Here is a 25,489-nt window from a genome sequence, read left to right on the forward strand (position 1 = left end):
GCGGTCGCGGGGCGGCGGGGTGAGGGCGCCGGAGGGTGCGGTCAGGTGCCGACCGTCCTGCCGTAGAGGCGGGTCGCCAGCGGGACGAACACCGCGAGGATGACGCCGATCCACAGCAGCGACGCCGGGACGGGGTGCTGCATGGGCCAGGCGCCGGAGGTGTGCATCGCGGTGCTGGTGTTGCCGAACAGTTCGCGGACGGCGGCGGTGAAGGTGGAGACGGGGTTCCAGTCGGCGATGACGCGCAGCGGGGTGGGCAGCTTGGAGCTGTCGATGAAGGCGTTGGAGATGAACATGAGCGGGAACGACACCATGGTGGCGATGTTGTTGAAGCTCTCGGGAGTGCGCAGCGCCAGCGCGACGGTCGCGGTGAGCCAGGAGAAGGCGTAGGCGAACAGCAGCAGCAGACCGAACCCGGCGGCGGCCTCGAGCGGTGAGGTGTGGACGCGCCAGCCGACGATCAGGCCCATGCCGGTCATGACGACGAGGCTGGCGACGTTCATGAGCAGGTCGCTGACGGTCTGCCCGATGAGCACGGCGGAGGGGGCCATGGGCAGGGAGCGGAACCGGTCGAAGATGCCGTTGCGCAGGTCCAGGGTGAGGGCGTATCCGGTGATCTGGGCGCTCATGAGGACGGCCTGGACGAAGATGCCGGGGAGCAGGAACTCGCGGTAGGACATGCCGGGGACGTCGATGACGCTGCCGAAGACGTAGGCGAACATCAGCACGAACACGATCGGGAACATGATCGCGGAGCCGATGAGGTCGGGGGAGCGGCGGATCTTCAGGGTGTTGCGGCGGGCGATCGTCCAGCCGTCGGCGAAGGGGAGGGCGAGGGCGTTCATCGGGTGGTCTCCTGGGCCTGGCCGCTGGTGGGGGCGGCGGGGTTTCCGGTGAGGGTGAGGTAGACGTCGTCGAGGGTGGGGCGCCGCACGCCTGCGTCCCGGACCGTGACGCGGGCGTCGGCGAGGGCGCCGAGGACGTGGCGGAGCGCCTCGGGTCCGTCGCTGACCGGGGCGGTGATCCGCAGTGACTCGGGGGCGGTGCGCAGGGAGCCGACGGCGTGCCAGGCCAGGGCCTGGCGAGCGGTGTCGAGGTCGGCGGCGTGGGCGAGGGTGAGTTCGACGCGGTTGCCGCCGACGCGGTCCTTGAGTTCGTCGGCGGTGCCGCGGGCGATGGCGCGGCCGTGGTCGACGACGAGGATCTGGTCGGCGAGGCGGTCGGCCTCGTCCATGTACTGGGTGGTGAGCAGGAGGGTGGTGCCGGCGGCGACGAGGTCGGCGATGGTGTCCCAGAGCGCGGCGCGGGCGCGGGGGTCCAGGCCGGTGGTGGGTTCGTCGAGGAACAGGACGGGCGGGTCGGCGACGAGGGCGCCGGCGAGGTCGATGCGGCGGCGCATGCCGCCGGAGTAGCCCTTGACGGGGCGGTCGGCGGCGCCGGCGAGGTCGAAGCGTTCGAGGAGTTCGCGGGCGCGGGCCCTGCTGCGGGCGGCGCCGAGGTGGTAGAGGCGGCCGATCATCTCCAGGTTCTCGGCGCCGGTGAGGTGTTCGTCGACGGCGGCGTACTGGCCGGACAGGCCGATGAGGGCGCGCAGGCGGCGGGCGTCGCGGGCGGTGTCGCATCCGGCGACGGTGGCGCGGCCGGCGTCGGGGCGCAGCAGCGTGGTCAGCACGCGGACGGTGGTCGTTTTTCCTGCGCCGTTGGGGCCGAGGAGGGCGAGGACGGTTCCGGTGGGGACGGTGAAGCTCAGTTCGTCCAGGGCGGTGACCTCGCCGTATCTCTTGACGAGCCGGTCGGCGGTGATCGCGTCGGTCATGGGGGCTCCTCGCGGGGGGGTGTCGGGAGTGCCGGGAGTGTCCGGGGGGTCAGGCGCGGTGGACGTCGATGTCGCCGTAGTTGGTGTGGGCGTGGACCTCGACGACGGTGTCGGTGGTGTCGGGGCCGTCGGCGGCGTCGAGGGTGTTGCGGACGACGCCGTTCTTGGTGTGCAGGTCGAGCCAGGCGGCGGTGCCCTCGGCGATGCCGATGCCGACCTTGCCGTAGCCGTTCTCCAGGTGGAGGGTGCCGCTGACGGCGGTGTCGACGCGGATGCGGCCGTGGGCGGTGCGGGCGGTGAGCAGGCCGAGGGCGCGGCCGACGCTGATGTCGCCGGTGGCGGTCTTGAGGCTGGTCTCGCCGGCGGCCTCGCCGACGGTGATGGTGCCGGTGGAGGTCTTGGCGGTGCCGGGGCCGTCGAGGGCGCCGATGCGGATGGCGCCGTTGGCGGTGGTGGCCTCGGTGGGGCCGGTGGCGCGGTCGATGGTGATGTCGCCGTTGGAGGTCTTGATCTCCAGGGGGCCGGCGGCCTCCACGCGCAGGTCGCCGTTGGAGCTGCGCAGGGCGGTGCGGCCGAGGGTGCCGGTGGTGATGACGTCGGCGGTGCCCTCGGTGGTGACGTGGGAGCCGGTGGGGAGGTCGATGACGACCTCGACGGAGCCGCGCCAGGGCCGCAGGTAGCCGAGGGCCTTGGGGCGGGGGGTCCTGACGAGGAGCCGTCCGCCGGAGAACTCGACGGTCGTGCGTTCGGCGGCCTGGACGCTCGCCTCGGCGGCGGGGTCGCTGGGGCGGACCTGGACGACGGTGTCGGCGCGGTCGGCGGCGTTGATCTGGACGTGGCCGAGGTAGACCTGGATGTCGGCGGTGATCGGTTCGGGCGTGGCGAAGGCGGGCATGGCGGAGCCGTCCTCGTGGGTTGGAGCGTCCCGGCGTGCGGGGCCGGGCGATGGGTGACGGTGATGGGTGACGGTGATGGCGCCGGGGGTGCGGCGTGGTGGTGGGGCCGGGTCAGCGCACCCAGCCGGTGTAGTCGCGTCCGGTCTGGGGCGGCGGCGTCCGGTCGGCGGGCGCGGCAGCGGTGGTGGGGTCGAGTGCGGCGGTGACGGCGCGGACGAGCCAGGCGTTGACGGAGGTCCCCTGGCGGCCCGCCGCGTCCTCGACGCGGGTCTTGAGGTGTTCGGGCAGCCGCAGCGTCATGCGGGCGGTGCCGCCCTCGTCGGCGGGCGGGATGCCGGGGGGCGCGGCGGCGGTGGGGGCGGGGGGTGCCGCGGCGTCCCGGGCGGGTTCGGCGCCGCCCGCAACGTGCCCTGCCGTGTGCCCGGCTGCGTTTTCCGCGTGGGGTGACGTCGAGGGTGGCGTCACGACGAACGCGGGGTCGCCGCCGCGCAGCCGCACCTCGACCGAGCCGGGCGCGAGGTCGGTGGTGATCTCGTCGGCGGCGGCCGCCAGGGCCTCCAGGAGTGTGAGCCGGGCGGCCGAGTCCAGGGTGCCGGTGAGGCGCTCGGCGAGCGCGCGGGCGTCCGGGCCGCCCGCCTCGGCGGCGGCGGCGAGTTCGCGGCGGAGGTTCTCGACGTACGGCAGCAGATCCATGCCACCACTATGACGTCGTCGCGACGTCATGTCAAGCCGCACATGACGTCATGCTGTCGTCGTTGACGTCAGGTGGCGTCAGGGGCGGGAAGGCGGGGGCGCGTCCAGGACGCGGCGAACGCGCGGGCGGGGTTCCGCACGAAGATCGCCTCGGCGGCGGCGTCGCCGAGCTCGTAGGCGACGCGGGGGCGCAGGGTGGTGAGCAGGTAGGGCATGCCGGGGCCGTCGGCGGTGGAGCGCGCGGCGGCGGTCACGGTGTCGCCGCCGAGGAGGATCTGGTCGGTGTGGCCGGCCTCGGCGAGCGCGACGAGCGCGTCGAGGAGGTGGGCGTCGGCGGCGTGGTGGGCGCGGGAGGGGCCGTCGAAGGCCAGGTAGGCGCCCGCCTGCGCGGCCTGGAGGTGCAGGCGGGTGTCGGGGAAGCGGTGCAGGTGGCCGAGGACGACCCGCTCGGGCGCGACGCCGTGCGTCCCGCACAGGTGGTCGAGGGTGTCCAGGGCGGCGGTGCCGCCCTCCAGGTGCACGCCGATCGGGGCGCCGGTGGCGTGGTGGGCGTGCGCGGCGGCGGTCATGACGTCGCGGGCGTGGGCGTCCAGGTGGTGGAAGGCCCCGGCGACCTTGATCAGTCCGGCGCCGGCGGTCAGCTCCGCGACGAACAGCTCGGCGAGGCCGTCGGGGATGTGCCGGTAGTGGCGGGCCTGGTGGAGGCCGGTGGCCGCGACGATGTGGACGCCGCAGTCGCGGGACAGGGCGGGCAGGTCGGCGAGGCGGCGGCCCATGCCCCAGGGCGTCCACTGGACGACGGCCCGCCCGCCGTGCGCGGCGAAGGCGGCGAGTTCGGCGCGGGCGGCGCGCGGGTCGTCCAGTTCCTGGCCGGGGAGCACGGGGGAGGTGAGGAACAGGTGGTCGTGGGCGTCGCAGACGCCGAGGCGGCCGGGCGGGATGTCGCCCAGGACGGTGCGGACGGCCGCGTCCCCGGCGGGCGCGCCCCCGCTGGGGCCGTCTCCGCTGGGGGCGGTCACGGCGCCTCCCCCTCGTCCTGCGGCTCCGTCGCGTCTTGCAGCGCGGCCGTGGCGACCCGCAGCCCGGCGAGCGTCTTGGGGACGCCGATGTAGGGGGCGAGGTGGACGAAGGTCTCGGTGATCTCCTGGCGGGTCATGCCGATCCGCAGGCAGGTGCGCACGTGCCCGGTGAGCTGGGGGTCCACGCCGCCGAGGGCGGCGAGCGCGGCCAGGTTGAGCAGTTGCCGGTCGCGCAGGGACAGCCCGGGGCGCTGGTAGGTGCCGCCGAATAGGGCGGTGACGAGCCAGTCGGCGAAGCCGGGGACGGTGGCGTCCAGGCCGGGCAGGGTGGCCTGGCGGGTGGCCTCGTCCTGGAGGAGGTCGAGCGTGCGGTATCCGGCGGCGCGGTCCAGCCGGGCGTGTTCCAGGTCCATCGCCGAACCTCCGTAACGGTTGAGTCGTTACGTGAACGGTATCAGCTGTAACGGGCAGAGCGTTACACTTCGGGGATGGAGACGGAGGAGTTCCGCTTCGACTGCGGCGCCGTGTGGCTGGACCTGCTCGCCACCCGGGGACGCAGTTTCAGCGCGGCGCCGGTGGAGCGGCTCGGCGACCCCGGGCGGCTGGCGGCCTGGCTGGAGCGCTGCGACCTCGCCCCGACGGCGCCGCCCACCGCCGCGGACCTGGAGGCGGCGGTGGCCGTCCGGGAGATGCTGCGGGTGCTGGCGCTGGCGGCCGTGGGGGAGGAGCCGCCGCCCCGGGACGCCGTCGCCGCGCTGGCGGGCTTCCTCGCCGACCACGAGGACCCGGTCCGGTTCGTCCCCGGCGGGCCGCTGCGGCGCGAGGCGCCCGCGACCACCCTGGACGCCCTGGCGCGGATCGCCCGGCAGGCCGCCGAGCACCTCACCGGCGCGGACCGGCGCGCGCTCAAGGTGTGCCCGGAGCCCGACTGCCGGGGGGTGTTCGCCGACCCGCCGGGGCGCCGCCGCTGGTGTCCCTCGCCGGCCTGCGCGTCCCGGGGCCGGGTCCGCGCGCTGCGCGCCCGCCGGGGCGCCGCCGCCACCGACTGAACCGGGCCCGCCGGCCGCGGCGGTCAGGCGGGGAGGCGGCGGAGCTTGAGGACGTTGTCGGTGCGGGTGACGGGCCGCCCGTCGGGCCCGTTCTGGACGCGCGGGTGCTCCTCGCTGAGCTGGACCTCCCACTCCCCGTCCGGGAGGCGCAGGGACGCCAGCACCTCCTCGGGGGTGGGCAGGTCCACGTCGTGGTGGTCGTGCTGGTCGTGCTGGGCGTGCTCGTCATCGTGGTCGTGTTCCCAGGGCGGCGGGCCGGCGTGCCCGGTGATCAGCAGCGTGCCGCCGGGCGCGACGGCGGCCGCGGCGGCGCGCAGGACCTCCTCGCGGGGCAGCGGGGCGGGGGAGTGCAGGAACTGCGCGGAGACCAGGTCGTAGGCCCCGGCGGGGAAGGAGGCGGCGAGGTCGTGCCGCTGGAGGTCGACGCGGTCGGCGACCCCGGCGTCGGCGGCGTGCCGGGCGGCGCGCTCCAGCGCGACGCGGGAGACGTCGGTGGCGGTGACGCGCCAGCCGCGCCCGGCGAGCCAGACGGCGTCGGCGCCCTCGCCGCAGCCGAGGTCGAGGGCGGTCCCGGGCGGCAGCGCGGTCGTCTCGCGGACGAGGATGGTGTTGGGCTCGCCGCTCCAGATCTGGTCGCGTTCGGCGTAGCGGGCGTCCCAGAACTCCGCCGGGGTGGCGTCGCCGTCGGCGGTGCGGGTGTGGGTCACGGTGTCTCCTTCGCGTGAGGTCGCGGGCCCGCGGTGGCGGGCCCCCTCTCCTGCGATGGTCGCGGCCGCACCGGCTTTCCGGCAATTTTCGTTGCCGTTTCAGCAACTCGCGGGGTGGACGCGAGGGGTCGCCGGGTCAGCGGGTCCATTCGCGGCGGCGGGCCTCGGCGAGGGCGACGGCGGCGGCGACGGCGACGTTGAGGGAGCCGACGCGTCCGGGCTGGGGGATGTAGGCGACGGCGTCGGCGGCGGCGAGCAGGGCGGGGGAGCAGCCGTGGTCCTCGCCGCCGACGGCGAGGCAGACGTCGCCGTCCAGGGGCGCCTCGTGCAGGGGGACGGCGTCGCCGGTGAGTTCGACGGCGACCAGCCGCAGGCCCTGGGCGCGGACGGCGGCGGCGGCCTCGGCGGCGGTGCCGGCGTGCTCCCAGGCGACCAGGCGTTCGGTGCCGAGCGCGGTCTTGGCGGCGTTGCGGTGGGTGGGGGGTGTGGCGTTCCCGGCGAGCCAGAGGTGCTCGACGCCGAACACGGCGGCGCTGCGGACGATGGAGCCGATGTTGAACGGCTGGGTGACCGACTCCACGAGCAGGTCGAGGCGGGCGCCGGCGCGGCGGCGCCAATCGCGGTTGAGGCGTTTGACGTCGGTGGGGCGCAGCTGGCGGCGCGGCTGGGCGGGGTCGGGGACGGGGGCGGTCATCGGGCGGGGCCTTCCATGGGGGACGCCGGGGACGCGGGGGGCGCGGTGTTCGGGTCGACGCGCAGGACGCGGTAGGCGGAGCGGGAGGCGATCCGCGTGGTGGGGTGGCCCTGGGCGTCCAGCCAGCGTTGCAGGGAGTCCGAGCCGAGGTGCTTCTGGACGACGAGGTGGGCGGCGCCGCCGGGGGAGAGGCGCGGGAGCCAGGTGAGCAGGAGGTCGTGGAGGGCGGCCTTGCCGATGCGGATCGGGGGGTTGGACCAGATCGCGGCGAAGCGCAGGCCGGGGTCGATGTCGTCCGCCACCCTGAACCTTACATTGTCAAGCCCGGCGGCGTTGGCATTCTCCTCTGCGATCCGCACTGCTCGTTGATTGACGTCCACGCCCCATACGCTCGCCTGCGGCGAGCGGCTGGCCATGGTGAGGGCGATGGGCCCGTATCCGCAGCCGAGGTCCAGCAGGTTGCCGGCAGATGGGGGAGGGGGGACGGTCTCCAGCAGGACGCGGGTGCCGGGGTCGACGCGGTCGGGGGAGAACATGCCGCTGTCGGTGGCGAGCCGCAGGTGCAGGTCGGGCAGGACCAGGTCGACGGTGCGGCGGCGGGCGGCGGCGCCGGGCCGCTCGGCGAAGTAGTGTTCCCCCACGTCGGCCGACCGTATCAGCGCCGCGGGCGTCCCCGCGCCATGATCGGCTCGCGTGACCGGCCCGGGCTACGGGCCGTGCCGCGCCGGGTCGCGGGTCAGGGGAGGCGGGAGAACCAGGCGAGGGACGCGCCGCCGGCGGCGAGGGCGAACAGCAGCGCGAGGCCGGTGTAGCGGGCGGCGATGTCGCGGTGCTCGGTGGTGAAGCCGAGGGAGCTGCCGATGTGGGCGTAGACCTCGTCGAGCTGGCCGGCGTCGGCGGCCTCGTAGGCCTTGCCCTGGGTGCTGTCGGCGAGGGTCTTGAGGGTCTCCTTGTTGACCGAGACGCTGGTGGTCTCGCCCTCGATGTCGACGGTGCCGTAGGGGGTGCCGAAGGCGATGGTGGAGACGGGGACGTGCGCGGCGCGGCTGGCGTCGATGGCCTCCTGGACGGTGCGTCCGGTGGTGTTGTCGCCGTCGGAGAGCAGGACGATGTGGGCGGGCGGGGGGTCCTGGCTGGCCTGGGCGTCGAAGGTCCGCACACCTTGCAGGGAGGTGAAGACGGCCTCGCCGATGGCGGTGCGCTTGGCGAGGACGAGCTGGTCGAGGGAGGCGATGGCGGCGTCGCGGTCGGCGGTGGGGGCGGCGACGAGGTTGGCGTTGCCGGCGAAGGACACGACGCCGACGTTGAAGCGGGCGGGGAGTTCGCGGATGAAGGTCTTGGCGGCGTTCTTGGCGGCGTCGAAGCGGGAGGGGGCGACGTCGCGGGCCATCATGGACAGGGACACGTCGACGGCGACCATGATGGTGGCGCGGTCGCGGGGGACCTTGACGGAGCTGGCGGGCCGCGCGAACCCGACCATCATGAGCACGATCATGATGAGGAACAGGGCGGCGGCGACGTGGCGGCGCCAGCCGGGGCGGCGGGGGGCGACCTGGGCGAGCAGGGCGAGGTTGGTGAAGCGGACGGTGTGCTGCCGGCGTCGTAGCTGCGCCAGGACGTAGGCGGCGGCGAGCAGCGGCGCGAGGGACAGCAGCCAGAGGCGTTCGGGTGACAGGAAGGTCATGGGCGCGCTCCCGTGGGGGTGACGGGGCGTCCGGCGGCGCGGCGCTGGCGGAGGGCGAAGCGGGCGATGTCGGTGATCCAGTCGCGGTCGGTGCGCAGGACGAGGTGGTGGGCGCCGCCGCGGCGCAGGGCGGCGCGGGTGCGGTCGCGTTGGGCGGCCGCGGCGGCGGCGTAGCGTTCGCGGACGCGGCGGTTGAGGACGATCTCGTGGACGGTGCCGGTCTCGGGGTCGGTCATCTCGACGACGCCGACGTCGGGGAGGTCGAGTTCGCGGGGGTCGATGATCTCGATGGCGAGGACCTGGTGGCGGGCGGCGAGGCGGCGCAGGGGCCGCTCCCAGGGCGGCGGGCCGGTGTCGGCGCCGACACCGGGGTGGCCGGGGAGGGGGGCGAGGAAGTCGGAGATGAGGACGCGCAGGCCGCGGCGGGTCTGGCCGCGGTCCAGGGCGGTGATGGCGGCGGCGAGGTCGCCGTGCCGGGCGGCGCCGGGGGTGGTGCCGGGGCCGAGGCCGGAGCGGGCGCCGGTCATGGCGGTGGTGAGGGAGGTCTCGGTGGCGCCGGGGGCGCTGGTGGGGGCGTCCAGGACGGCCTGGAGGAGGGCGTAGAGGGCGGCCTTGCCGGTGCGGGCGGGGTGGCGGCGCAGGCCGTCGCGGTGCAGGAGGTAGGCGCCGGCGCGGTCGCCGAGGCGGACGGTGAGGTACCCGACGGCGGCGAGCGCGGCGACGGCGAGGTCGCGTTTGACGAGGGTGGTGGTGCCGAAGTCCATGCTGGGGGTGAGGTCGACCAGGGCCCACGCTTCGAGTTCGTGGTCGGCGATGAGGTCGCGGACGTGGGGGGTGGTGGTGCGGGCGGTGACGGCCCAGTCCATGAAGCGGACGTCGTCCTCGCCGGGCTGGTAGAGGCGGGCTTCGGCGAGTTCGGTGCCGGGGCCGGGGAGCAGGCCGAGGTGTTCGCCGTTGAGGAGGCCGTCCAGGCGGCGGGTGACCTGGAGTTCGAGGCGGCGTAGGGTGCGTTCGGGGGCGAGGCGGGCGATGTCGGCGCCGCGTCCTGTGCCCCGGTCCCCCCGGCGCGTCGCGCGCCGGCCGGTTCCGGGTGTGTGCCGCCCGCGGGGGTTCATGCGGTGGTCACCGCCGCGGCGCCGTGGTTCCACACGACGCGGGGCGGGGGGACGGCGGCGAGGATCTGCGCGACGACGTCGGCGGGGTGGACGCCGTCGGCGAGGGCGTCGAAGGTGAGGACGAGGCGGTGGGCGATGACGTCGACGGCGACGGCGCGGACGTCGTCGGGCAGGACGTAGTCGCGGCCCGACAGCAGCGCCAGGGCGCGGGCGGCGGCGACCAGGCCGAGGGTGGCGCGGGGGCTGGCGCCGATCTCGATGACGGTGCGCAGGTCGGGGAGGCGGTACTGGTCGGGTTCGCGGGTGGCCATGACGAGCCGGACGATGTAGTCGGCGACCAGTTCGTGGACGGCGACCTCCTCGGCGGCGCGCTGGAGGCCGGCGAGGCGGGCGGTGTCGAGGATCGGGGCGGCCTCGGGCGGGTCGACGCTCATCCGCTGGAGGATCTGGAGTTCCTCGTGGGCGGCGGGGTGGTGCACGTCGATCTTCATGAGGAACCGGTCGCGCTGCGCCTCGGGGAGGGGGTAGACGCCTTCGGACTCGATGGGGTTCTGGGTGGCCAGGACGATGAAGGGGCGGGGGAGGGGGTAGGTGTTGCCGCCCAGGGACACCTGCCGTTCGGCCATGACCTCCAGGAGCGCGGACTGGACCTTGGCGGGGGCGCGGTTGATCTCGTCGGCGAGGACGAAGTTGACGAAGACGGGCCCGAGTTCGACGTCGAACTGCTCGGTGGAGGGGTGGTAGATGCGGGTGCCGACGATGTCGGAGGGGACGAGGTCGGGGGTGAACTGGAGGCGGGCGAAGGTGCCGCCGACGACGCGGGCGAGGGTGCCGACGGCGAGGGTCTTGGCGACGCCGGGGACGCCCTCGATGAGGCAGTGGCCGCGGGCGAGGAGGGCGACGACCATCCGTTCGACCATGTGCTCCTGGCCGACGATGACCTTCTTGACCTCGGTGACGGTGGTCTGCAACTGGGCCGCGGCCTCGTCGACATCGTGGGCGGCGATGGTCATCTCAGGTGTCCCTCGGTGTCCTCGGAGTGGTCCTGGGGCGGTGCGGCGGTGCGGTGGTCCAGCGGGTGGTGCTGCGCGTGGTCTTGCGGGTGTTCGCGGGTGCGGGGCGGGCGCCTTCCGACCCTACGCGATCACTTGTACCCGTTCGTGAGGGATAACTGCGTGTTGCGGGTGATCGGTTCCCGGTGGGGCGGGCGGCGGGTCGGGGGCCGGGTGCGGGGGTGGTTGTTAGTGTTGCGGCATGTCGAGGCCGTTGCCCCCGGGTGATCCCGCTCAGCTTGGCCCCTACCGCCTGTCGGCGCGCCTGTCGGAGACGGCGGCGGGGATCGTGTTCCTGGGGGTGGACGGGCAGGGGCGGCGGGCGAGTGTGGCGGTGCTGAACCGGGGCGCGGCGGGCGACGCGGCGGCGCGGGACCGGTTCCGGGCGGCGATCAACGCGGCGGTGCCGGGGCCGGGCGGGCCGGTGCGGCCGGTGCCCGGGGGTCCGGCGCCGGTGGTGGCGGCGCAGCCGGAGGGTCCGGCGCCGTGGGTGGCGACGGTGTACGAGGCGGAGCGGGCGGGCGCGGAGCGTTTCCTGGAGCCGGTGCTGCTGGGGGCGTCGCGGGGGCGGTGGGGGCGCCGGCGGGGTCCGGGGTTCCAGCCGCACTGGCTCGGGTCGGGGGAGCCGGCGCTGGACCGTCCCGCGCCCCCGCCGGACCTGGCGCCGGCGGGGGCGGGGCTGGTGGGGGAGCGGCCGCCGGAGCGGAGCATGGTGCGGGCGGTGCTGGGTCTGGCGGCGGCGCTGCTGGTGCTGGCGGTGCTGATGGGGGTGCTGTTCGCGTGCCAGCCGAAGGTGAAGGAGCCGCCGCCGCTGCCGCCGGAGCCGACGCCGACGGTGCGGGTGCCCTCCCCGGGGCCGGGGACGCCGACGACCCCGCCGCCGGTGAGCCCGCCGCAGCCCTCGCCGACGGTCCCGCCGACCGCGCCGCCGACGTCCCCGGGTGGGGGCGGCGACGACGGCGGCGGCCCCGTCTGACCCCCTGCGCGCGCCCCTGTTCTTGGCGTGGGGTTTATGCGTTGCGCGGTGGGGTGGGGGTGGGCAGCATGGGGTGATGGTGGGGAGTCTGGTGGCTTTCATGGGTGCGGCGGTGCTGATCGCGTTGGCGCCCGGCCCGAGCACGGTCGTGATCATGCGCGAGTCGGCGCGGTCGGGGCGGCGCGCCGGGATGGCGACGGTGCTGGGCAACGAGGCGGGGGTGCTGGTGTGGGGGCTGGCGGCCGCGGCGGGGCTGTCGGCGCTGCTGGTGGCGTCGCGGCTGGCCTATGACGGGCTGCGGGTCGTCGGCGCGGGCGTGCTGGTGTGGTTCGGGGTGCGGGCGCTGTGGCGGGCGCGGCGCGGCGCGTCCGGGCCGGAACCCGCCGACCCCGACGCCGGCTTGGACGCCGACTCGGCCGCGGGCCCCGGCGCGGGCCCCGACGCTGGCTTGGACGCCGGACCGGTCGCGGGACCCGGTGGGGGCGTGGGGTGGCGGTGCTTCCGGATGGGGCTGGTCACCAACGCCGCGAACCCGAAGGCGGGGGTGTTCGCGGTGTCGTTCCTGCCGCAGTTCGTCCCGGAGGGGTGGCCGGTGCCGGTGGCGCTGGCGGTGTTCTCGGTGCTGTGGGTGGTGATCGACCTGGTCTGGTACACGGGGGTGGTGTGGCTGGTGGCCTCGGCGCGGCGGGTGGTGGGGCGCCCGGCGGTGCGGCGCCGGCTGGAGCAGGTGTCGGGCGCGGTGCTGGTGGCGCTGGGACTGCGGCTGGCCGCCGAGACCCGCTGACCCCCTGGCCGCCCGGCCGTCCGGCGGGGGCGGCCCCCTCCCCGCAATTCATGATCGCGGAAGGGGGCGGGCGGGCTCTAGCCTTGGGCGAATGACCGCACTGGATGACCTCGCCGACCGCTACATTGACGAGCTCGCCGCCCTGGACCCCTGCCAGGCGGCGATCATGGGGATCGCCGGGCAGGACTCCCGGCTGACCGACTTCGGCCCCGACGGTCCGGCGGCGCGCGCCGACCTCGCCCGCGCCACCCTCGCCCGCCTGGACCGCACGCCCGCCGCGTCCGGCCCGGCCGCCCGCTCCGACCGGATCTCCGCGGCGGTGCTGCGGGAGCGGCTGGAGACCGACCTGGCGCTGTTCGACGCCGGGGCGCACGAGGGGCATCTGGAGACCCTCGACGGGCCGCTGCAACGGCTGCGGATGGCGATCGACCTGCTGGACCAGGGCCCGGGCACCGACTGGGACGCCGTCCGCGACCGGGTGCGGGCGCTGCCGGGCGCGCTGGAGGGGCTTCGGACGAGCCTGGACCGGGCGCGGCAGCGGGGCCGGGTCGCGGCGCTGCGGCAGGTCGCCCGGAACGAGCGGGAGTGCCGCGACACCCCCGCCTACCTGGAGGGCCTGGCCGCCGGGTACGGGGACGGGCCGCTGCGCGGGGAGCTGGACGCGGCGGTGGCGGCGGCGTCGCGGGCGCTGGGCGGGTTCGCCGAGTTCCTGGCGCGCGACCTGGCACCGCACGCCCCGGAGCGGGACGCGCTGGGCGCCGACCGGTACCGGCTGGGGGTCCGCGACTTCCTCGGCACCGCGTTGGACCTGGAGGAGACCTACGCGTGGGGGTGGGAGGAGCTCGCGCGGATCGAGGCCGAGATGGACGCGGCGGGCGAGCGGATCCTGCCCGGCGAGCCGCTGCCGCGGGTCCGCGCCGCGCTGGACGCCGACCCCGCCCACCGCATCGGCGGCGCCGAGGCGTTCCGCGACTGGATCCAGGCGCTGGCCGACCAGGCGATCGAGGACCTGGACGGCGTCCACTTCGACATCCCGGCGCCGCTGCGGCGGATCGACTGCCGCATCCCGGCGGTGGACTCGGGGATCTATTACCTGGCGCCCGCCGAGGACCTGTCCCGCCCGGGCACGGTGTGGTGGACGGTGCAGGACCCCGGCGAGGACATCGTGACCTGGACGGTGCCGGGCAAGATGTTCCACGAGGGCGTCCCCGGCCACCACCTCCAGCTCGGCGTGTGCGTGCTGAACACGGGCCTGAACCGGTACCGGCGGCTGTCCGGCGAGCTGTACCCCGGGTACTGCGAGGGGTGGGGCCTGTACGCCGAGCGGCTGATGGACGAGCTGGGCTACTACCGCGACCCGGCGCACAAGCTGGGGATGCTGGAGGGCGGGCAGCAGTTCCGCGCGGCGCGGATCGTCCTGGACATCGGCCTGCACCTGGAGCTGGAGATCCCCGCCGGGGCGGGGTTCCACGACGGCGAGCGGTGGACGGCGGCGCTGGGCCGGGAGTTCCTGAAGGCGCACGCGGGGCCGCTGCCCGACGGGGACATCGCGTTCGAGATCGACCGGTACCTGGGGCACCCGGCGCAGGCCATCGCCTACAAGGTGGGGGAGCGGGTGTGGCTGGAGGCGCGGGAGGCGGCGCGGGCGCGCGAGGGCGCCGCGTTCGACCTGCGCGCCTTCCACCGGCGGGCGCTGGACCTCGGCCCGATGGGCCTGGACCTGATGCGCGCCGAACTCACCGCCCCCTCGCCCGCCGCCGGGCTCATTTGAGGGCGGTGCCCTTGAAGAAGGTGTAGTGGAAGGTCCCGCCGTCCTCGGCGGCGCGGTCGAGGTCGGCGACGCCCCGGTCGAAGGTGAGGGGGTCGGCGAGCCCGGCGGCGACGGCGTCGTCGCGGACGGCGCGGACCATCGCCGTGAACGTCGCGCGGGTGAACCCCTCGACGAGCGCGGGCCGGGACGCGTCGGCGTAGACGGTGCGGGGCGCCACGCGGACCTCCCGGTATCCGGCGGCGGTCAGCAGCGGCCGCACGCGCCGCCCGATGAGCGCGTCGCCGCCGGCCGCCGCCTGCAACGCGACCTGGTGGTCGATCACGGCGCGCGCCGCGGCGCTGTCGGGGTGGAAGAACGCCGACCCGTGGTCGCCCTCGATCACGGTGATCGTCCCGCCCGGCGCCAGGACGCGCCGCAGCGCGGCCAGCGCCCGCACCGGGTCGGGGAGGTGCTCCAGGACGAAGCACACGAACACGTGGTCGAAGTGCCCGTCGGGGAAGGGCAGGGCGTGCAGGTCGGCGCGCACCCACTCCACCCGCGCCGCGGGCGCCCCGCCGGGGGGCCGGGCCGCGAGGCGCGCGGCGACGTGCGCGCGGGCCCGCGCCAGGGACGCCTGCGAGACGTCCACGGCGACCAGGTCCGCGCCGGGGCTGGCGGCGGCCAGGTGGACGGTCTGCGCGCCGACGCCGCAGCCCGCCTCCAGGACCCGGCTGCCGGGCGGGTAGCCGGTGCCGTCGTGCAGCAGCGCGGCGAGGGTGTCGGCCTGGTCGCCCAGCCGCCGCGTCTCCTCGTCGGAGTAGCCGTGGATATAGGTGCACGGCGAACCCGCACGCGGTGCCCGCGACGGTCTTTTCGAAGGCGTCCTCAAAGGTGTTCCCGGGGGTGTGTCCAGCGGTGTTCCCATGCGTCCACGGTGCCGCCACAATGGCCTCATGGACAGGTCCAATGACGTGGCGGAAGACCGAACCATAACCGGCGCGTCCCCCGGCCCGTCCCCGGGCGCGCAGGCGGGCGCGCAGGCGCAGGCGGAGGCGGCCGCGGAGGAGGCGCGAGGTGCGGACTTCCTGCAACTCGATCCCGCCGACGCGCCGCCCGGCGGGCTGTCGGAGTGGCTGGCGGGACGGCTGCGCGACGCGATCGGCGACGGGCGCCTCCCGGTCGGGGGGCGGCTGCCCGCCAGCCGCGTCCTGGCCGCCGAGCTGGGCGTGTCCCGCGGCGTGGTCACCGAGGCCTACCAGCGGCTCGTCGACGACGGGCACGTCGCCGGGCGCGGCCGCGGCGGCACCGTCGTGGTCGCCGCGCCCCTCGCCCCGCGGACCGCGCCCCCCGCCGCGCCGGTAACAGGGCCCGGGCCAGAGACGGGGCCGGTCGAGCGGGCGGGCGGCGCGTCCGCGACGGCGGCGGGGGAGGAGGCGGTGTTCCTCCGCGAGCCGGGCCCGGAGGTGTTCGACGTGCTGCGCGCCGCGCCCGCCCGGATCGACCTGTCGCCCGGCGTCCCGGACCTGGCGGCGTTCCCGCGCGCGGCGTGGCTGCGCGCCGAACGGTCCGTCCTGGCGGAGCTGTCGGCGCCCGCCCTCGGCTACGGCGACCCGCGCGGCACCCCGGCGCTGCGCGCGGCGGTCGCGGCGTGGCTGGCCCGCAACCGGGGCGTCCGCGCCGACCCCGGCGACGTCGTCGTCACCACCGGGACCGCGCAGGGCCTCGCGCTGCTGGCCCGCGTCCTGACCGCCGAGGGCGTCGCGGAGGTCGCGGTGGAGGACCCGGGGTCGCTGGGCACCCGCCAGCACCTGCGGCACTGGGGGATGCGGACCCCGCCGGTCCCGGTCGACGCGGGCGGCGTCCGCGTCGACCGGCTCCGCGCGTCCGGCGCGCCCGCCGTGCTGCTCACCCCCGCGCACCAGTTCCCCACCGGCGTCGTGCTGGACGGCGCGCGGCGCCGCGACCTGATGCGCTGGGTCGCGGCGGGCGGCGTCGTCATCGAGGACGACTACGACGCCGAGCACCGCTACGACCGGCCGCCCGTCGCGGCGCTGCGGTCCATGCTCGCCGACCGCGTCTTCTACGCCGGGAGCGTGTCCAAGCTGCTGGCGCCCGCGCTGCGGATCGGGTGGGTGCTCGCGCCGCCCGGCCACCGCGACGCGCTGGTGGAGGCCAAGCGGTTCGCCGACCTCGGCGGCGCCGCGCTGCCCCAGCTGGTCCTGGCGCGGCTGATGGACTCCGGGGAGATGGAGCGGCACCTGCGGCTGCTGCGCCGCCGGCACCGCCGCCGCCGCGACGCCATGATCGCCGCGCTGCGGGAGCACCTGCCCGGCGCGGTCGTGCACGGCGCCGCCGCCGGGCTGCACCTCACCGTCACCTTCCCCGGCCGTTCCCCCGGGGCGGCGCGGCCGGGCGGCGCGGCGCCCCGAACGGCAGGCGGGACGGCGGGCAGGACGATGAGCAGGGCGGCCCCGGGCCGGGCGGTGCCGGACACGGCGCTGGCGGCGGCGGCGCTGGCGCGCGGGGTGAAGACGCACCCGCTGTCGTGGCACGGGCAGCGCCGCCACCGCCCCGGGCTGGTCCTCGGGTACGCCGCGGTGGCGCCCTCGGCGATCGAGGAGGGCGTCGCGGCCATCGCCGCCGCGCTCCGCGACCTCACCTGACCGCCCCCCTTGCCCGCACGCGCGTGACCGCGCCTGCGGGTCAGGTGGTGAGGAGTTCGGCGTCCCACAGGTCGCGGTAGGCGCCGCCGCCCGCCAGCAGGACCGCGTGCGGGCCGCGCTGCACGATCCGCCCCCGGTCCATCACCAGCACCTCGTCGGCGGCCTCCAGCGCCGCGAGGCGGTGCGTGACCAGCAGCACCGTCGCCCCGCCCGGCGCCCTCAGCAGGTCCGCGACGATCCGGTCGGCCATCGCGGGGTCCAGCGCCTCGGCGGGCTCGTCCAGCACCAGCACCGGCGGGTCGGCCAGCAGCGCCCGCGCCAGCAGCAGCCGCTGCCGCTGCCCGCCCGACAGGCCCCGCCCGCCCGCGCCGACGGCGGTGTCCCACCCGTCCGGGAGGTCCCGCACCACCGGCCAGAACCCCGCCCGCTCCGCCGCCGCCCGCACCTGCGCGTCGGTGGCGCCCGGGCGGGCCAGCCGCAGGTTCGCCCCGAGAGTCGCGGCGAACACGTGCGCGTCCTGCGCCAGCCCCCGCACCAGCCCGCCCGTCCCGCCGGGCCGCGCCGCGCGGCCGCCGACCCGCACCGTCCCGGACGTCGCCGCCGCCTCACCCGACACCACCGCGAGCAGCGTGCTCTTGCCCGCGCCGCTGGCGCCCACGACCGCGACGCGGCGGCCCGGCGCCACGCGCAGGTCCACGCCGTCCAGCGCCGGGGCCGTCCCGCCCGGGTAGGTGAGGGTCACGCCCTCCAACTCCACCGCCGCGCCCCCCACCGCCACCCTCCCCGCAGGCTCGGTTTGCTGGGGCGGGGGAGTGCGGAGGAGGTCGCCGGTGTGGCGCGCCGCGGGCCACACCTCCCGCAGCCGCCGCGCCGCCTCGCTCAGCGGCAGCACCGACTCCACCGCCACCAGCGCCGTCAGCGCCAGCACCGCCACCCCCACCTCGTCCACCCCGCGCCCCGCGGCGGCCGGACGCGTCGCGGCCCCCACCACCAGCGCCGCCGTCACCCCCTGCACGGCGAACCCCGCCGCCGTCACCGCCGCGCCCAGCCGCGCCGCCGCCCGCTCCGCGCGCTCCAGCCGCTCCGCCGCCTCCCGCGCCCGCCCGGTGAACCGGTCCGCCGCGCCGAACACCGCCAGGTCCGCCGCGCCCTCCAGGACGTCCAGCGCCCGCACCGCCAGCGCGTCCCGCGCCGCCGCCGCGCGCCGCGACGCCCGCCCGCCCAGCACCGCCGCCGCCCCCGGCACCACCACCCCCGCCACGAACAGGCCGCCCGCCAGCACCGCGCCCGCGGCCGGCAGCACCAGCCAGCACACCACCACCCCCGCCGCCCCGCACACCACCGCCGCGACCGCCGGCAGCAGGCACCGCAGCAGCAGGTCCTGGACGGCGTCGACGTCCGACACCAGCCGCGTCAACGCCTCCCCGTCCCGCCTCCGCGCCGCCGCGCCGGGCCCTCCGGCGCCGGACCGGCGGGGTGCGGCGGCGAGCGCGTCGAACACCCGGCCCCGCAGCTCCGCCAGCGCCCGCAACGCCGCGTCATGCCCGGTGAGCCGCTCGGCGTAGCGCAGCGCGCCCTTGGCCAGCGCGAACCCCCGCACCGCCACGATCGCCACCGACAGCGCCGCCAGCTCCGGCCGCTGCGACGCCCGCGCGATCAGCCACGCCGCCGCCGCGACCAGCCCCAGCCCGCACAGCTCCGCCGCCGTCCCCACGGCCGCCGCCAGCACCAGCCGCGCCGCGTGCGGGCGCACCGCGCCACCCATCACTCTGCGCACCGCCCTCACACCCCCGCCCCGCCCGAAGCCCGGCCAGCGGGGGCCGCGGCGGCCGTGGTGGCCGCGGCGGGGGAGGTGATCCGGCCGGACTCCAGCCGCACCACCCGGTCCACGGCCCGCAGCAGCGCCGGACGGTGCGCCACCAGCACCGCCGTCCGCCCCTCCAGCAGCCGCCCCGCCGCCTCCACCAGCGCCCGCTCGCTCGCCAGGTCCAGCCGCGCCGTCGGCTCGTCCAGCAGCATCACCGGCCCGCCCGACAGGAACGCCCGCGCCAGCGCCAGCCGCTGCCGCTGCCCCGCCGACACCCCGCCGCCGCCCTCGCCCAGCAGCGTCCCGTACCCGTGGGGGAGGGCCTCGACGAACTCCTCCGCGCACGCGGCGCGCGCCGCCGCCCGCACCCGCTCCATCGGCGCGCCCGGGTCACCCAGCCGCAGGTTGTCGGCGACGGACGCGGCGAACAGGTGCGGGCGCTGCGGCACCCACCCCAGCCGCTCCCGCCACGCCGCCGCGTCCAGGCCCGCCAGGTCGGCTCCGTCGACCAGCACCCGCCCCGACGTGGGGGACACCAGCCCCGCCAGCACCAGCAGCAGCGTCGACTTGCCCGCACCCGACGGGCCCGTCACCGCCACCCGCTCACCCGCCGCGACCCGCAGCGACACCCGGTCCAGCGCCGCGGAGTCCGCGCCCGGGTACCGGACCGTCACCTCCTCCAGCACGATCTCCGGCACCCGCTCCGGCACCGTCGCGCCCCCCGCCCGGGGCGGCGCGTCCCGCCCATCGGTCTGCGCGTGCCGCTCGTCGAGGGTCGTGAACGCCTCCCGCGCCGCCGCGACGCCCTCCGCGCTCGCGTGGAACCGCGCGCCCAGCGCCCGCAGCGGCAGATACACCTCCGGGGTCAGCAGCAGCACCAGCAGCCCTGTCCGCAGCGCCATCTCCCCGTCCAGCAGCCGCAGCCCCACCGGCACCGCCACCAGCGCCACCGACAGCGCGCACACCCACTCCAGCACCAGCGACGACAGGAACGCCACCCGCAGCGCCCGCACCGTCGCGCGGCGGTGCTCGGCGGCCAGCGCCCGCACCACCCCCGACTGGTGCTCCACCCGCCCGAACGCCCGCAGCGTCGCCGCACCCGCCAGCACGTCCCGGAAATGCCCGCCGAGCCGGTGCAGCAGCCCCCACTGCCGGGCCGTCAGCGCCGCCGTCCGCGCCCCCACCAGCGCCCCGAACACCGGCACCAGCGGCACCGTCACCGCCACCACCAGCGTCGACGCCCAGTCCGCCGCCGCCAGCCGCGCCAGCACCACCACCGGCACCACGCACGCCGCCAGCAGCTGCGGCAGGTAACCGGTGAAGAAGGGGTCCAGGGCGTCCAGGCCGCGTGTCAGCAACGTCACCCGCCCGCCCGCGCCCCCACCGGTGAGGGGGCCGTTGAGCGGGCTGGTGAGGAGCGCGCCGCGCAGGTCGCCCTTGACGCGCGCCGCCGTCCCGCCCGCGAGCCGCGCCGCCAGCCACGCCAGCGCCGCGCGGCCCGCGACCGCCGCGACCAGCCACGGCAGCCGGGCCGCGTCCAGCGCCGCGACCGCCCCCGCCAGCAGGTCCGCCTGCACCACCAGCAGCACGCCCTGCCCGGCCGCCGCCACCCCCAGCCACAGCAGCACCCGCCGCGGCACCAGCGCCATCAGCCGCCGCTCCACCGTCTCCGCTCCGCCCCGCCCGGCCACCGCGCCGCCCTCCCCGCGCCCGGTCACAGGTAGGAGGGGGCCTGGACGCGGCCGCGGAACGTCCACCACACCAGCCCCTGCACCGCCGCCAGCAGCGGCAGCATCACCGCCGCCGCGACCGCCGTCACCGCCAGGCCCGACCCCTCCGCCGCGGCCCGCGACCACGGCAGCCCCGCGCCCGCCGCCACCGGCAGCGCCGCCAGCACCACCGCCGACACCCCGTACCGGGACGGGACGCCCCGCACCCGCGCCGCCATCCCCTCGGGCAGCCGCCACCGCGCGAACCCCGCCCCGTGCCAGGCGAACAGCGCCGCCAGCGGCAGCCCCAGCACCGACCCGGCGTTCACCCCGTCCCCGCCGCCGGCACCCGACACCGCCAGCGACCCCAGCAGCGACGCCCACCCCAGCGCCAGCGCCCAGCTGCCCGCCACCACCGCCGCGTCGCAGCCGCCGCGCCACCGGGCGGCGTCGACCCGGCCGCGCAGCCACAGCCCCATGTCCCGCACGACCCACCCCACCAGCAGCACCACCACCAGCGGGTACAGGTCCTCCAGCAGCTGGTGCTCCAGCGAGGGGAACGCGCCCGCGAGGATCCCCACCGCCGCGACCAGCCACACCTCGTTGCCCAGGAAGAACGGCGCGAACGAGGCGATCACCAGCCGCCGCTCGTCCTGACCGCGGCCCAGCCACGGCAGCGCCATCCCCACCCCGACGTCACCGCCCGCCAGCACCAGGTACCCGGCCGTGAACACCGCCAGCATCACCACAGCGAGGAACTCCATCACTCCGCTCCCGTCCCGAACCCGTCCGTCACCTGTGCCGTCACCCGTCTCCCCGCGGCGCGTGCCGCGGCGGCCCTGCCCGCCTCGGCGCTCACAGCGTCGGGACGGACGCCGGGGACGGGGGAGCGGCGCCCGCCGGCGCCCCCAGGCCCGCGCCGCCCGGGCCGCGCCGCGCGAACCGCGCCAGCAGCCACACGTTCACGACCACCAGCGCCGCGAACAGCACCCCGAACACCACGAACGACACCGTCGCCGCCCCCGGGCCCGTGTCCGACACCGCGTCCCGCGTCTTCAGCACCCCGTACACCATCCACGGCTGCCGCCCCACCTCACGGAACACCCACCCCGCCAGCATCGCGACATACGGCAGCGGGACCGCCAGCATCATCACCGTGTGGAACACCCGGCCCCGCTCCAGCCACCGCCCGAACGGCAGCTTCACCAGCGCCGCCACCGCCAGCACCGCCATCAGCGACCACATCGACATCATCACCGCCTCACCCGCCCCCGCCAGGCCCGGCGGACGGTAGTCGTCCGGCCCGAACCGCGCCGTGAAACCGGCGACCGCCGCGTCCGCCTCGGCCCCGCCCAGCTTCGTCGGCTGGAGGCCGTCGAACTGCGCGCCGCCCAGCACCACCACCGGCACGATCGAGACGACGACCGCCACCAGCCCCATCCGCATCGACCGGCGGAAGAAGTCGGTGTCGCCGCCCCGGCGCCGCAGGTGGAACGCCGACACCCCCGCCACGAAGAACCCCGCCGTCAGCAGCCCCCCGAACAGCACGTGCCCGAACGCCAGCACCGCCGGCGGGTTCCCCAACAGCGCCCCCAGGTCGGTCAGCCGCGCCCGCCCGTCCCGCATCTCATATCCCACGGGACGTTGCAGCCACCCGTTGGCGACCAGCACGAAGTACGCCGACAGGTACGCCGTCACCGTCACCACCCAGATCAGCGCCAGGTGCACCCACCGGTTCAACCGGTCCCACCCGAAGATCCACAAACCGAGGAAGGTGGACTCCACGAAGAACGCCGCGATGGTCTCCAGCGCCAGCGGCGCCCCGAACACCCCGCCGACCGTCCGCGACATCCCCGCCCAGTTCAACCCGAACTGGAACTCCATCACCAGCCCCGTCACGATCCCCACCGCGTAGTTCACGACATACAGCTGCCCCCAGAACCTGGTCATCCGCGCGTGCACCGCCGCCCCCGACCCGCCCGCGCCCCCCGACAGCGTCGCGCGCGTCTGCGTCAACGCCACCAACGTCGCCAACCCCAGCGTCAACGCCACGAACAGGAAATGCGACCCGGCCGTCAACGCGAACTGCACCCGCGCCAGCATCAGCGCGTCACCCGACATGCGCTCCCACCCCTCTGCACACCCCTCCTGCACACCCCTCCTGCACACCCCTCCTGCACACCCGGCCTGGGACCCTCCGGCGCGCCGCTCGGGCGGCCCGCGTCGGCCCGCGGCCCCGGCCGCGACCGTCGCGGACCCGGACCGGGCCCGATCCCGGCCGTCCCATGCTGGGCCTGCGCGCCGCGCGAGCGAATCGGGCCCGAGCCGTCAACGGCACTGCGCGTTTGGCGTAGTGGACGGCCCGCCGCTACACCTCGCGGCGTACACGGCCGTCCGGGTGGGGGACCGCCGGTACCTGGTGGACGCCGCCACCGTCCACTATGTAAAGTAGTACTACAGGCTGTAGTTGACGGGGGTGCGGGTCATGCGGGTCCTCGTCGCCGGAGCCGGCATCAGCGGCCTCACCGCCGCCCGCGCCCTCACCCGCGCCGGACACCACGTCACCGTCCTCGAACAGGCGCGCGCCCCCCGCCTCGGGGGAGGAGCCATCACCCTCTGGCACAACGGCACCGCCATCCTCGACGACCTCGGCGTCCCCCTCCACACCACCGGGCAGCGCCTCACCACCCTCGCCCTGCGCACCGCCACCGGCCGCACCATCGCCCACGTCGACCTCGACGCCCTCACCCGCCGCTTCGGCTCACCCGCCCGCGTCGTCCCCCGCGGCGCCCTCATCACCCTCCTGCACCACGCCCTCCCCGCCGGCACCGTCACCTACGACGCCCCCGTCACCCGCCTCCGCACCGACCCCGACGCCGTCCACGTCCACACCCGCGACGGCCGCCACCACACCGCCGACCTCCTCATCGGCGCCGACGGCGTCCACTCCCGCGTCCGCGCCGCCCTCCTCGGCGACACCCGCCCCGCCCTCACCGGCGTCGCGACCTGGCAGGGCCTCACCCCCGCCCCCTTCGACCCCGGAACCACCACGACCATGATGATCGGCCGCCACGGCGAACTCGGCTACACCGGCGCCGGCGACGGCCTCATGCAGTGCTTCTTCGACATCCCCTGGCCCCGCCACACCCCGCCCCAGCCCCTCCCGCCCCAAGAAGCCCTCCGCCTCCTGCGCCGCCGCTACGCCGCCTGGGGCGACCCCGCCCGCCGCATCCTGGACACCCTCACCCCCACCGGCACCGGCCTGTACCCCCACACCCGCCACACCGTCCCCCGCCACTGGGGCCGCGGCCGCTGCCTCCTGCTCGGCGACGCCGCCCACGGCATGCCGCCCATCATGGCCCACGGCGCCAACCAGGCCCTGGAGGACGTCGCCGCCCTCATCGACTGCCTCACCCCCGGCGCCGACCCGGCCGCGACCGCCCGCGCCTACACCGCCCGCCGGCGCCGCCGCGCCGCCCTGGCCTCCGCCCTCGCCACCCGCACCCTCGCCGTGTCCGGCCCCCGCACCCTCCTCCAGAGCGAACACCTCCTCCGCCTCAACGCCGCCCTCCCGCCCCGCCTGACCACCCGCGCGTTCGGACGCCTCCTCGCCGCCCTCAGCGACCGCATCTGACCCCGGGGAGAGGCGCCGGGCCCGCGGACCCCGGGGCCGCGGGCCGTGAGCCCCTACAGCATCGGGGGGCCCTGCTCCACCCGCCGCAACACCACATCGGCCCGCGCCAGATCCTCACTCGACAGCGGCAGCCGCTCGTCCCACCACGTCGCCCCCGCCTCCACCAGCGGCCCCACCACGTCCCGCGCCGCCGCGCCCCCCGGACTGGTCCCGCCCACCACGAACTCGAACGGCTCCTCCCGCCGCCCGCCCCGCTCCCGCTCCCGCTCGACGAACTCCACCACCTCCCGCACCTCCTCGACGGCCGGCGCCCGCCCATGCCCGGACGAGGCGAACAACGGGATCGCCCCGTCCCACCGCGCCGCCCGCCGCATCGGCCGCCGATGCGGCCAGATCCCCGCCACCCACACCGGCGGCCGCGGCCGCTGCACCGTCGCCGGCAGCAGCGCCACGTCCCGCACCCGGTAGAACCGCCCCTCATGCTCCACCGGCTCACCCGACCAGTACCGCTCCAGCAGCCCCAGCCCCTCGTCCAGCATCCCCGCCAGCACCACCGGGTCGACCGGCTCCCCGAAACTCCCGAACTCGTCCTCGATCGGCCCGCCCAGCCCCGCACCGAACACCACCCGGCCGCCGCTCAGCCCGTCCAGCGTCGCCACCTGCCGCGCCACCTGCTGCGGACGGCGCCGCGCCACCGGCGTCACCATCGTCCCCAGCCGCACCCTCGACGTCGCCAGCGCCGCCGCCGTCAACAGCATCCACGGGTCCCCGAACGTCCGCCGCAGCGCCTTGTCGTGCACCACGTGGTCCCACACGAACAGGCCGTCCCACCCCGCCTCCTCCGCGGCCGCCGCCACCCGCGCGACCGTCCGCGCGTCGGCGAAGTCTCCGAAGTTCGGGATGTTGATCGAAAAGCGCATACCCGCATCCTGCTTCACCCCGCCCCGCGCAGCAATCACCCCACGCCCCCCGCCCCACCCGGAACACGCCCCCGCCGCCCCGCGCCCACGGTTGCGCCACCCCGACCCGACGGCCATTCTGGGACGAATCAAAAGAACACGGCGATGAGAAAGGAACCACCATGAACACGATACGGCGGGGAATAATTTCGGTCCTGATCGGCGCCACCCTGTTAACGGCCGGAACCGTCACCGAGGCCGCCGCTTACCAGGCGCCCACACCGGCCACCGCGAACGGACCTGGCCTGATCTCCACCCCGGGGAAGTGGAAGAAGATGGCCAACTACCTCAACCTGTCCGAATGCAACAAAGGCGGCCGCGCATACGAGGTCTACCTCGGCCTGGAATTCGACTGCCGGCCCAACGGGGGAACCTGGGACCTGTGGGTCTACTGGACATAAACGCCGACAAGCGCCACCCGCGCCGAGAAAAGAAACCAGAACCGGGGGAGAGGCGCCGCCGAACCAGCGACGGGGACCCCT

25 protein-coding genes are annotated in these 25,489 nt (G+C 76.5%); 7 read left to right on the forward strand and 18 right to left on the reverse strand.

Annotated elements, in window-relative coordinates:
• Positions 1 to 41: 41 nt before the first annotated feature.
• From K2F47_RS34880 to K2F47_RS34905, 6 genes are all read right to left on the reverse strand, one after another.
• On the reverse strand, positions 42 to 845 hold the full coding sequence (locus K2F47_RS34880; protein WP_242910430.1) for an ABC transporter permease: 804 nt from the start codon (positions 843 to 845) through the stop codon (positions 42 to 44).
• Complete coding sequence (locus K2F47_RS34885; RefSeq protein ID WP_242910431.1) at positions 842 to 1,816, reverse strand: ATP-binding cassette domain-containing protein; 975 nt, start codon at positions 1,814 to 1,816, stop codon at positions 842 to 844. The genes K2F47_RS34880 and K2F47_RS34885 overlap by 4 nt, the downstream gene beginning before the upstream one ends.
• Before the next feature lie 49 nt (positions 1,817 to 1,865).
• Positions 1,866 to 2,711, reverse strand: a complete 846-nt coding sequence (locus K2F47_RS34890) for a DUF4097 family beta strand repeat-containing protein (RefSeq protein ID WP_242910432.1) — start codon at positions 2,709 to 2,711, stop codon at positions 1,866 to 1,868.
• A gap of 112 nt (positions 2,712 to 2,823) precedes the next feature.
• Entirely contained in the window at positions 2,824 to 3,405 is a 582-nt protein-coding gene (locus tag K2F47_RS34895; protein ID WP_242910433.1) for a hypothetical protein, read from the reverse strand.
• Positions 3,406 to 3,473: 68 nt separating this feature from the next.
• Positions 3,474 to 4,424: a phosphotriesterase family protein gene (locus tag K2F47_RS34900; RefSeq protein ID WP_242910434.1), complete on the reverse strand. Its 951-nt coding sequence runs from the start codon at positions 4,422 to 4,424 to the stop codon at positions 3,474 to 3,476.
• Positions 4,421 to 4,837, reverse strand: a complete 417-nt coding sequence (locus K2F47_RS34905; RefSeq protein WP_242910435.1) for a carboxymuconolactone decarboxylase family protein — start codon at positions 4,835 to 4,837, stop codon at positions 4,421 to 4,423. The genes K2F47_RS34900 and K2F47_RS34905 overlap by 4 nt, the downstream gene beginning before the upstream one ends.
• Positions 4,838 to 4,912: 75 nt before the next feature.
• Between K2F47_RS34905 and K2F47_RS34910 the strand changes: the two genes are divergently transcribed.
• Positions 4,913 to 5,473, forward strand: a complete 561-nt coding sequence (locus K2F47_RS34910) for a CGNR zinc finger domain-containing protein (protein WP_242910436.1) — start codon at positions 4,913 to 4,915, stop codon at positions 5,471 to 5,473.
• A gap of 23 nt (positions 5,474 to 5,496) precedes the next feature.
• Here K2F47_RS34910 and K2F47_RS34915 read toward each other — a convergent pair whose 3' ends face one another.
• From K2F47_RS34915 to K2F47_RS34940, 6 genes are all read right to left on the reverse strand, one after another.
• Positions 5,497 to 6,180 carry a class I SAM-dependent methyltransferase gene (locus K2F47_RS34915; RefSeq protein WP_242910437.1) on the reverse strand — a complete coding sequence of 228 codons (684 nt, stop codon included), beginning with the start codon at positions 6,178 to 6,180 and terminating at the stop codon, positions 5,497 to 5,499.
• A 136-nt stretch (positions 6,181 to 6,316) separates the two neighbouring features.
• Entirely contained in the window at positions 6,317 to 6,874 is a 558-nt protein-coding gene (locus tag K2F47_RS34920; protein WP_242910438.1) for a TrmH family RNA methyltransferase, read from the reverse strand.
• Entirely contained in the window at positions 6,871 to 7,515 is a 645-nt protein-coding gene (locus tag K2F47_RS34925; protein WP_242910439.1) for a class I SAM-dependent methyltransferase, read from the reverse strand. Before K2F47_RS34925 ends, K2F47_RS34920 begins: the two co-directional genes overlap by 4 nt.
• Positions 7,516 to 7,610: 95 nt before the next feature.
• Positions 7,611 to 8,558, reverse strand: a complete 948-nt coding sequence (locus K2F47_RS34930; RefSeq protein ID WP_242910440.1) for a VWA domain-containing protein — start codon at positions 8,556 to 8,558, stop codon at positions 7,611 to 7,613.
• The gene (locus K2F47_RS34935) at positions 8,555 to 9,673 is read right to left on the reverse strand and encodes a DUF58 domain-containing protein (RefSeq protein WP_242910441.1); all 1,119 of its coding nucleotides are present in this window, start codon (positions 9,671 to 9,673) and stop codon (positions 8,555 to 8,557) included. The genes K2F47_RS34930 and K2F47_RS34935 overlap by 4 nt, the downstream gene beginning before the upstream one ends.
• On the reverse strand, positions 9,670 to 10,686 hold the full coding sequence (locus K2F47_RS34940; protein WP_242910442.1) for an AAA family ATPase: 1,017 nt from the start codon (positions 10,684 to 10,686) through the stop codon (positions 9,670 to 9,672). The genes K2F47_RS34935 and K2F47_RS34940 overlap by 4 nt, the downstream gene beginning before the upstream one ends.
• A gap of 241 nt (positions 10,687 to 10,927) precedes the next feature.
• Between K2F47_RS34940 and K2F47_RS41080 the strand changes: the two genes are divergently transcribed.
• The 3 genes from K2F47_RS41080 (at position 10,928) to K2F47_RS34955 (ending at position 14,256) form a co-directional block, all read left to right on the forward strand.
• Positions 10,928 to 11,701, forward strand: a complete 774-nt coding sequence (locus K2F47_RS41080; RefSeq protein ID WP_272497902.1) for a hypothetical protein — start codon at positions 10,928 to 10,930, stop codon at positions 11,699 to 11,701.
• A gap of 100 nt (positions 11,702 to 11,801) precedes the next feature.
• A complete protein-coding gene (locus K2F47_RS34950) occupies positions 11,802 to 12,485 on the forward strand; it encodes a LysE family translocator (RefSeq protein WP_242910697.1) in 684 nt (227 codons plus the stop codon).
• A gap of 91 nt (positions 12,486 to 12,576) precedes the next feature.
• Positions 12,577 to 14,256: a DUF885 domain-containing protein gene (locus K2F47_RS34955; RefSeq protein WP_242910443.1), complete on the forward strand. Its 1,680-nt coding sequence runs from the start codon at positions 12,577 to 12,579 to the stop codon at positions 14,254 to 14,256.
• Here K2F47_RS34955 and K2F47_RS34960 read toward each other — a convergent pair.
• A complete protein-coding gene (locus K2F47_RS34960) occupies positions 14,249 to 15,124 on the reverse strand; it encodes a methyltransferase domain-containing protein (RefSeq protein ID WP_242910444.1) in 876 nt (291 codons plus the stop codon). The two genes, K2F47_RS34955 and K2F47_RS34960, sit on opposite strands and share 8 nt — an antisense overlap.
• A 64-nt stretch (positions 15,125 to 15,188) precedes the next feature.
• Between K2F47_RS34960 and pdxR the strand changes: the two genes are divergently transcribed.
• Positions 15,189 to 16,898 (forward strand): MocR-like pyridoxine biosynthesis transcription factor PdxR, encoded by a 1,710-nt coding sequence (gene pdxR, locus K2F47_RS34965; RefSeq protein ID WP_242910445.1) that lies wholly within the window; start codon positions 15,189 to 15,191, stop codon positions 16,896 to 16,898.
• A gap of 40 nt (positions 16,899 to 16,938) precedes the next feature.
• On the opposite strand, the gene cydC is transcribed toward pdxR, so the two are convergent.
• From cydC to K2F47_RS34985, 4 genes are all read right to left on the reverse strand, one after another.
• A complete protein-coding gene (gene cydC / locus K2F47_RS34970; RefSeq protein WP_242910446.1) occupies positions 16,939 to 18,675 on the reverse strand; it encodes a thiol reductant ABC exporter subunit CydC in 1,737 nt (578 codons plus the stop codon).
• A 5-nt stretch (positions 18,676 to 18,680) separates the two neighbouring features.
• Positions 18,681 to 20,423: a thiol reductant ABC exporter subunit CydD gene (cydD, locus tag K2F47_RS34975; protein WP_242910447.1), complete on the reverse strand. Its 1,743-nt coding sequence runs from the start codon at positions 20,421 to 20,423 to the stop codon at positions 18,681 to 18,683.
• Positions 20,420 to 21,178, reverse strand: a complete 759-nt coding sequence (locus tag K2F47_RS34980; protein ID WP_242910448.1) for a cytochrome d ubiquinol oxidase subunit II — start codon at positions 21,176 to 21,178, stop codon at positions 20,420 to 20,422. Before K2F47_RS34980 ends, cydD begins: the two co-directional genes overlap by 4 nt.
• A gap of 91 nt (positions 21,179 to 21,269) precedes the next feature.
• The gene (locus tag K2F47_RS34985) at positions 21,270 to 22,535 is read right to left on the reverse strand and encodes a cytochrome ubiquinol oxidase subunit I (RefSeq protein WP_242910449.1); all 1,266 of its coding nucleotides are present in this window, start codon (positions 22,533 to 22,535) and stop codon (positions 21,270 to 21,272) included.
• Between the two features lie 364 nt (positions 22,536 to 22,899).
• On the opposite strand from K2F47_RS34985, the gene K2F47_RS34990 reads away from it, so the two are divergent.
• On the forward strand, positions 22,900 to 24,048 hold the full coding sequence (locus K2F47_RS34990) for an FAD-dependent oxidoreductase (RefSeq protein ID WP_272497903.1): 1,149 nt from the start codon (positions 22,900 to 22,902) through the stop codon (positions 24,046 to 24,048).
• Between the two features lie 53 nt (positions 24,049 to 24,101).
• Here the strand turns inward: K2F47_RS34990 and K2F47_RS34995 are convergent, their stop codons facing one another.
• Positions 24,102 to 24,968: an LLM class flavin-dependent oxidoreductase gene (locus tag K2F47_RS34995; RefSeq protein ID WP_242910450.1), complete on the reverse strand. Its 867-nt coding sequence runs from the start codon at positions 24,966 to 24,968 to the stop codon at positions 24,102 to 24,104.
• Between the two features lie 161 nt (positions 24,969 to 25,129).
• Between K2F47_RS34995 and K2F47_RS35000 the strand changes: the two genes are divergently transcribed.
• Positions 25,130 to 25,408: a hypothetical protein gene (locus K2F47_RS35000; protein WP_242910451.1), complete on the forward strand. Its 279-nt coding sequence runs from the start codon at positions 25,130 to 25,132 to the stop codon at positions 25,406 to 25,408.
• Positions 25,409 to 25,489: the final 81 nt, after the last annotated feature.

This window comes from Actinomadura terrae, from assembly GCF_022751215.1.
GTDB lineage: Bacteria > Actinomycetota > Actinomycetes > Streptosporangiales > Streptosporangiaceae > Spirillospora > Spirillospora terrae.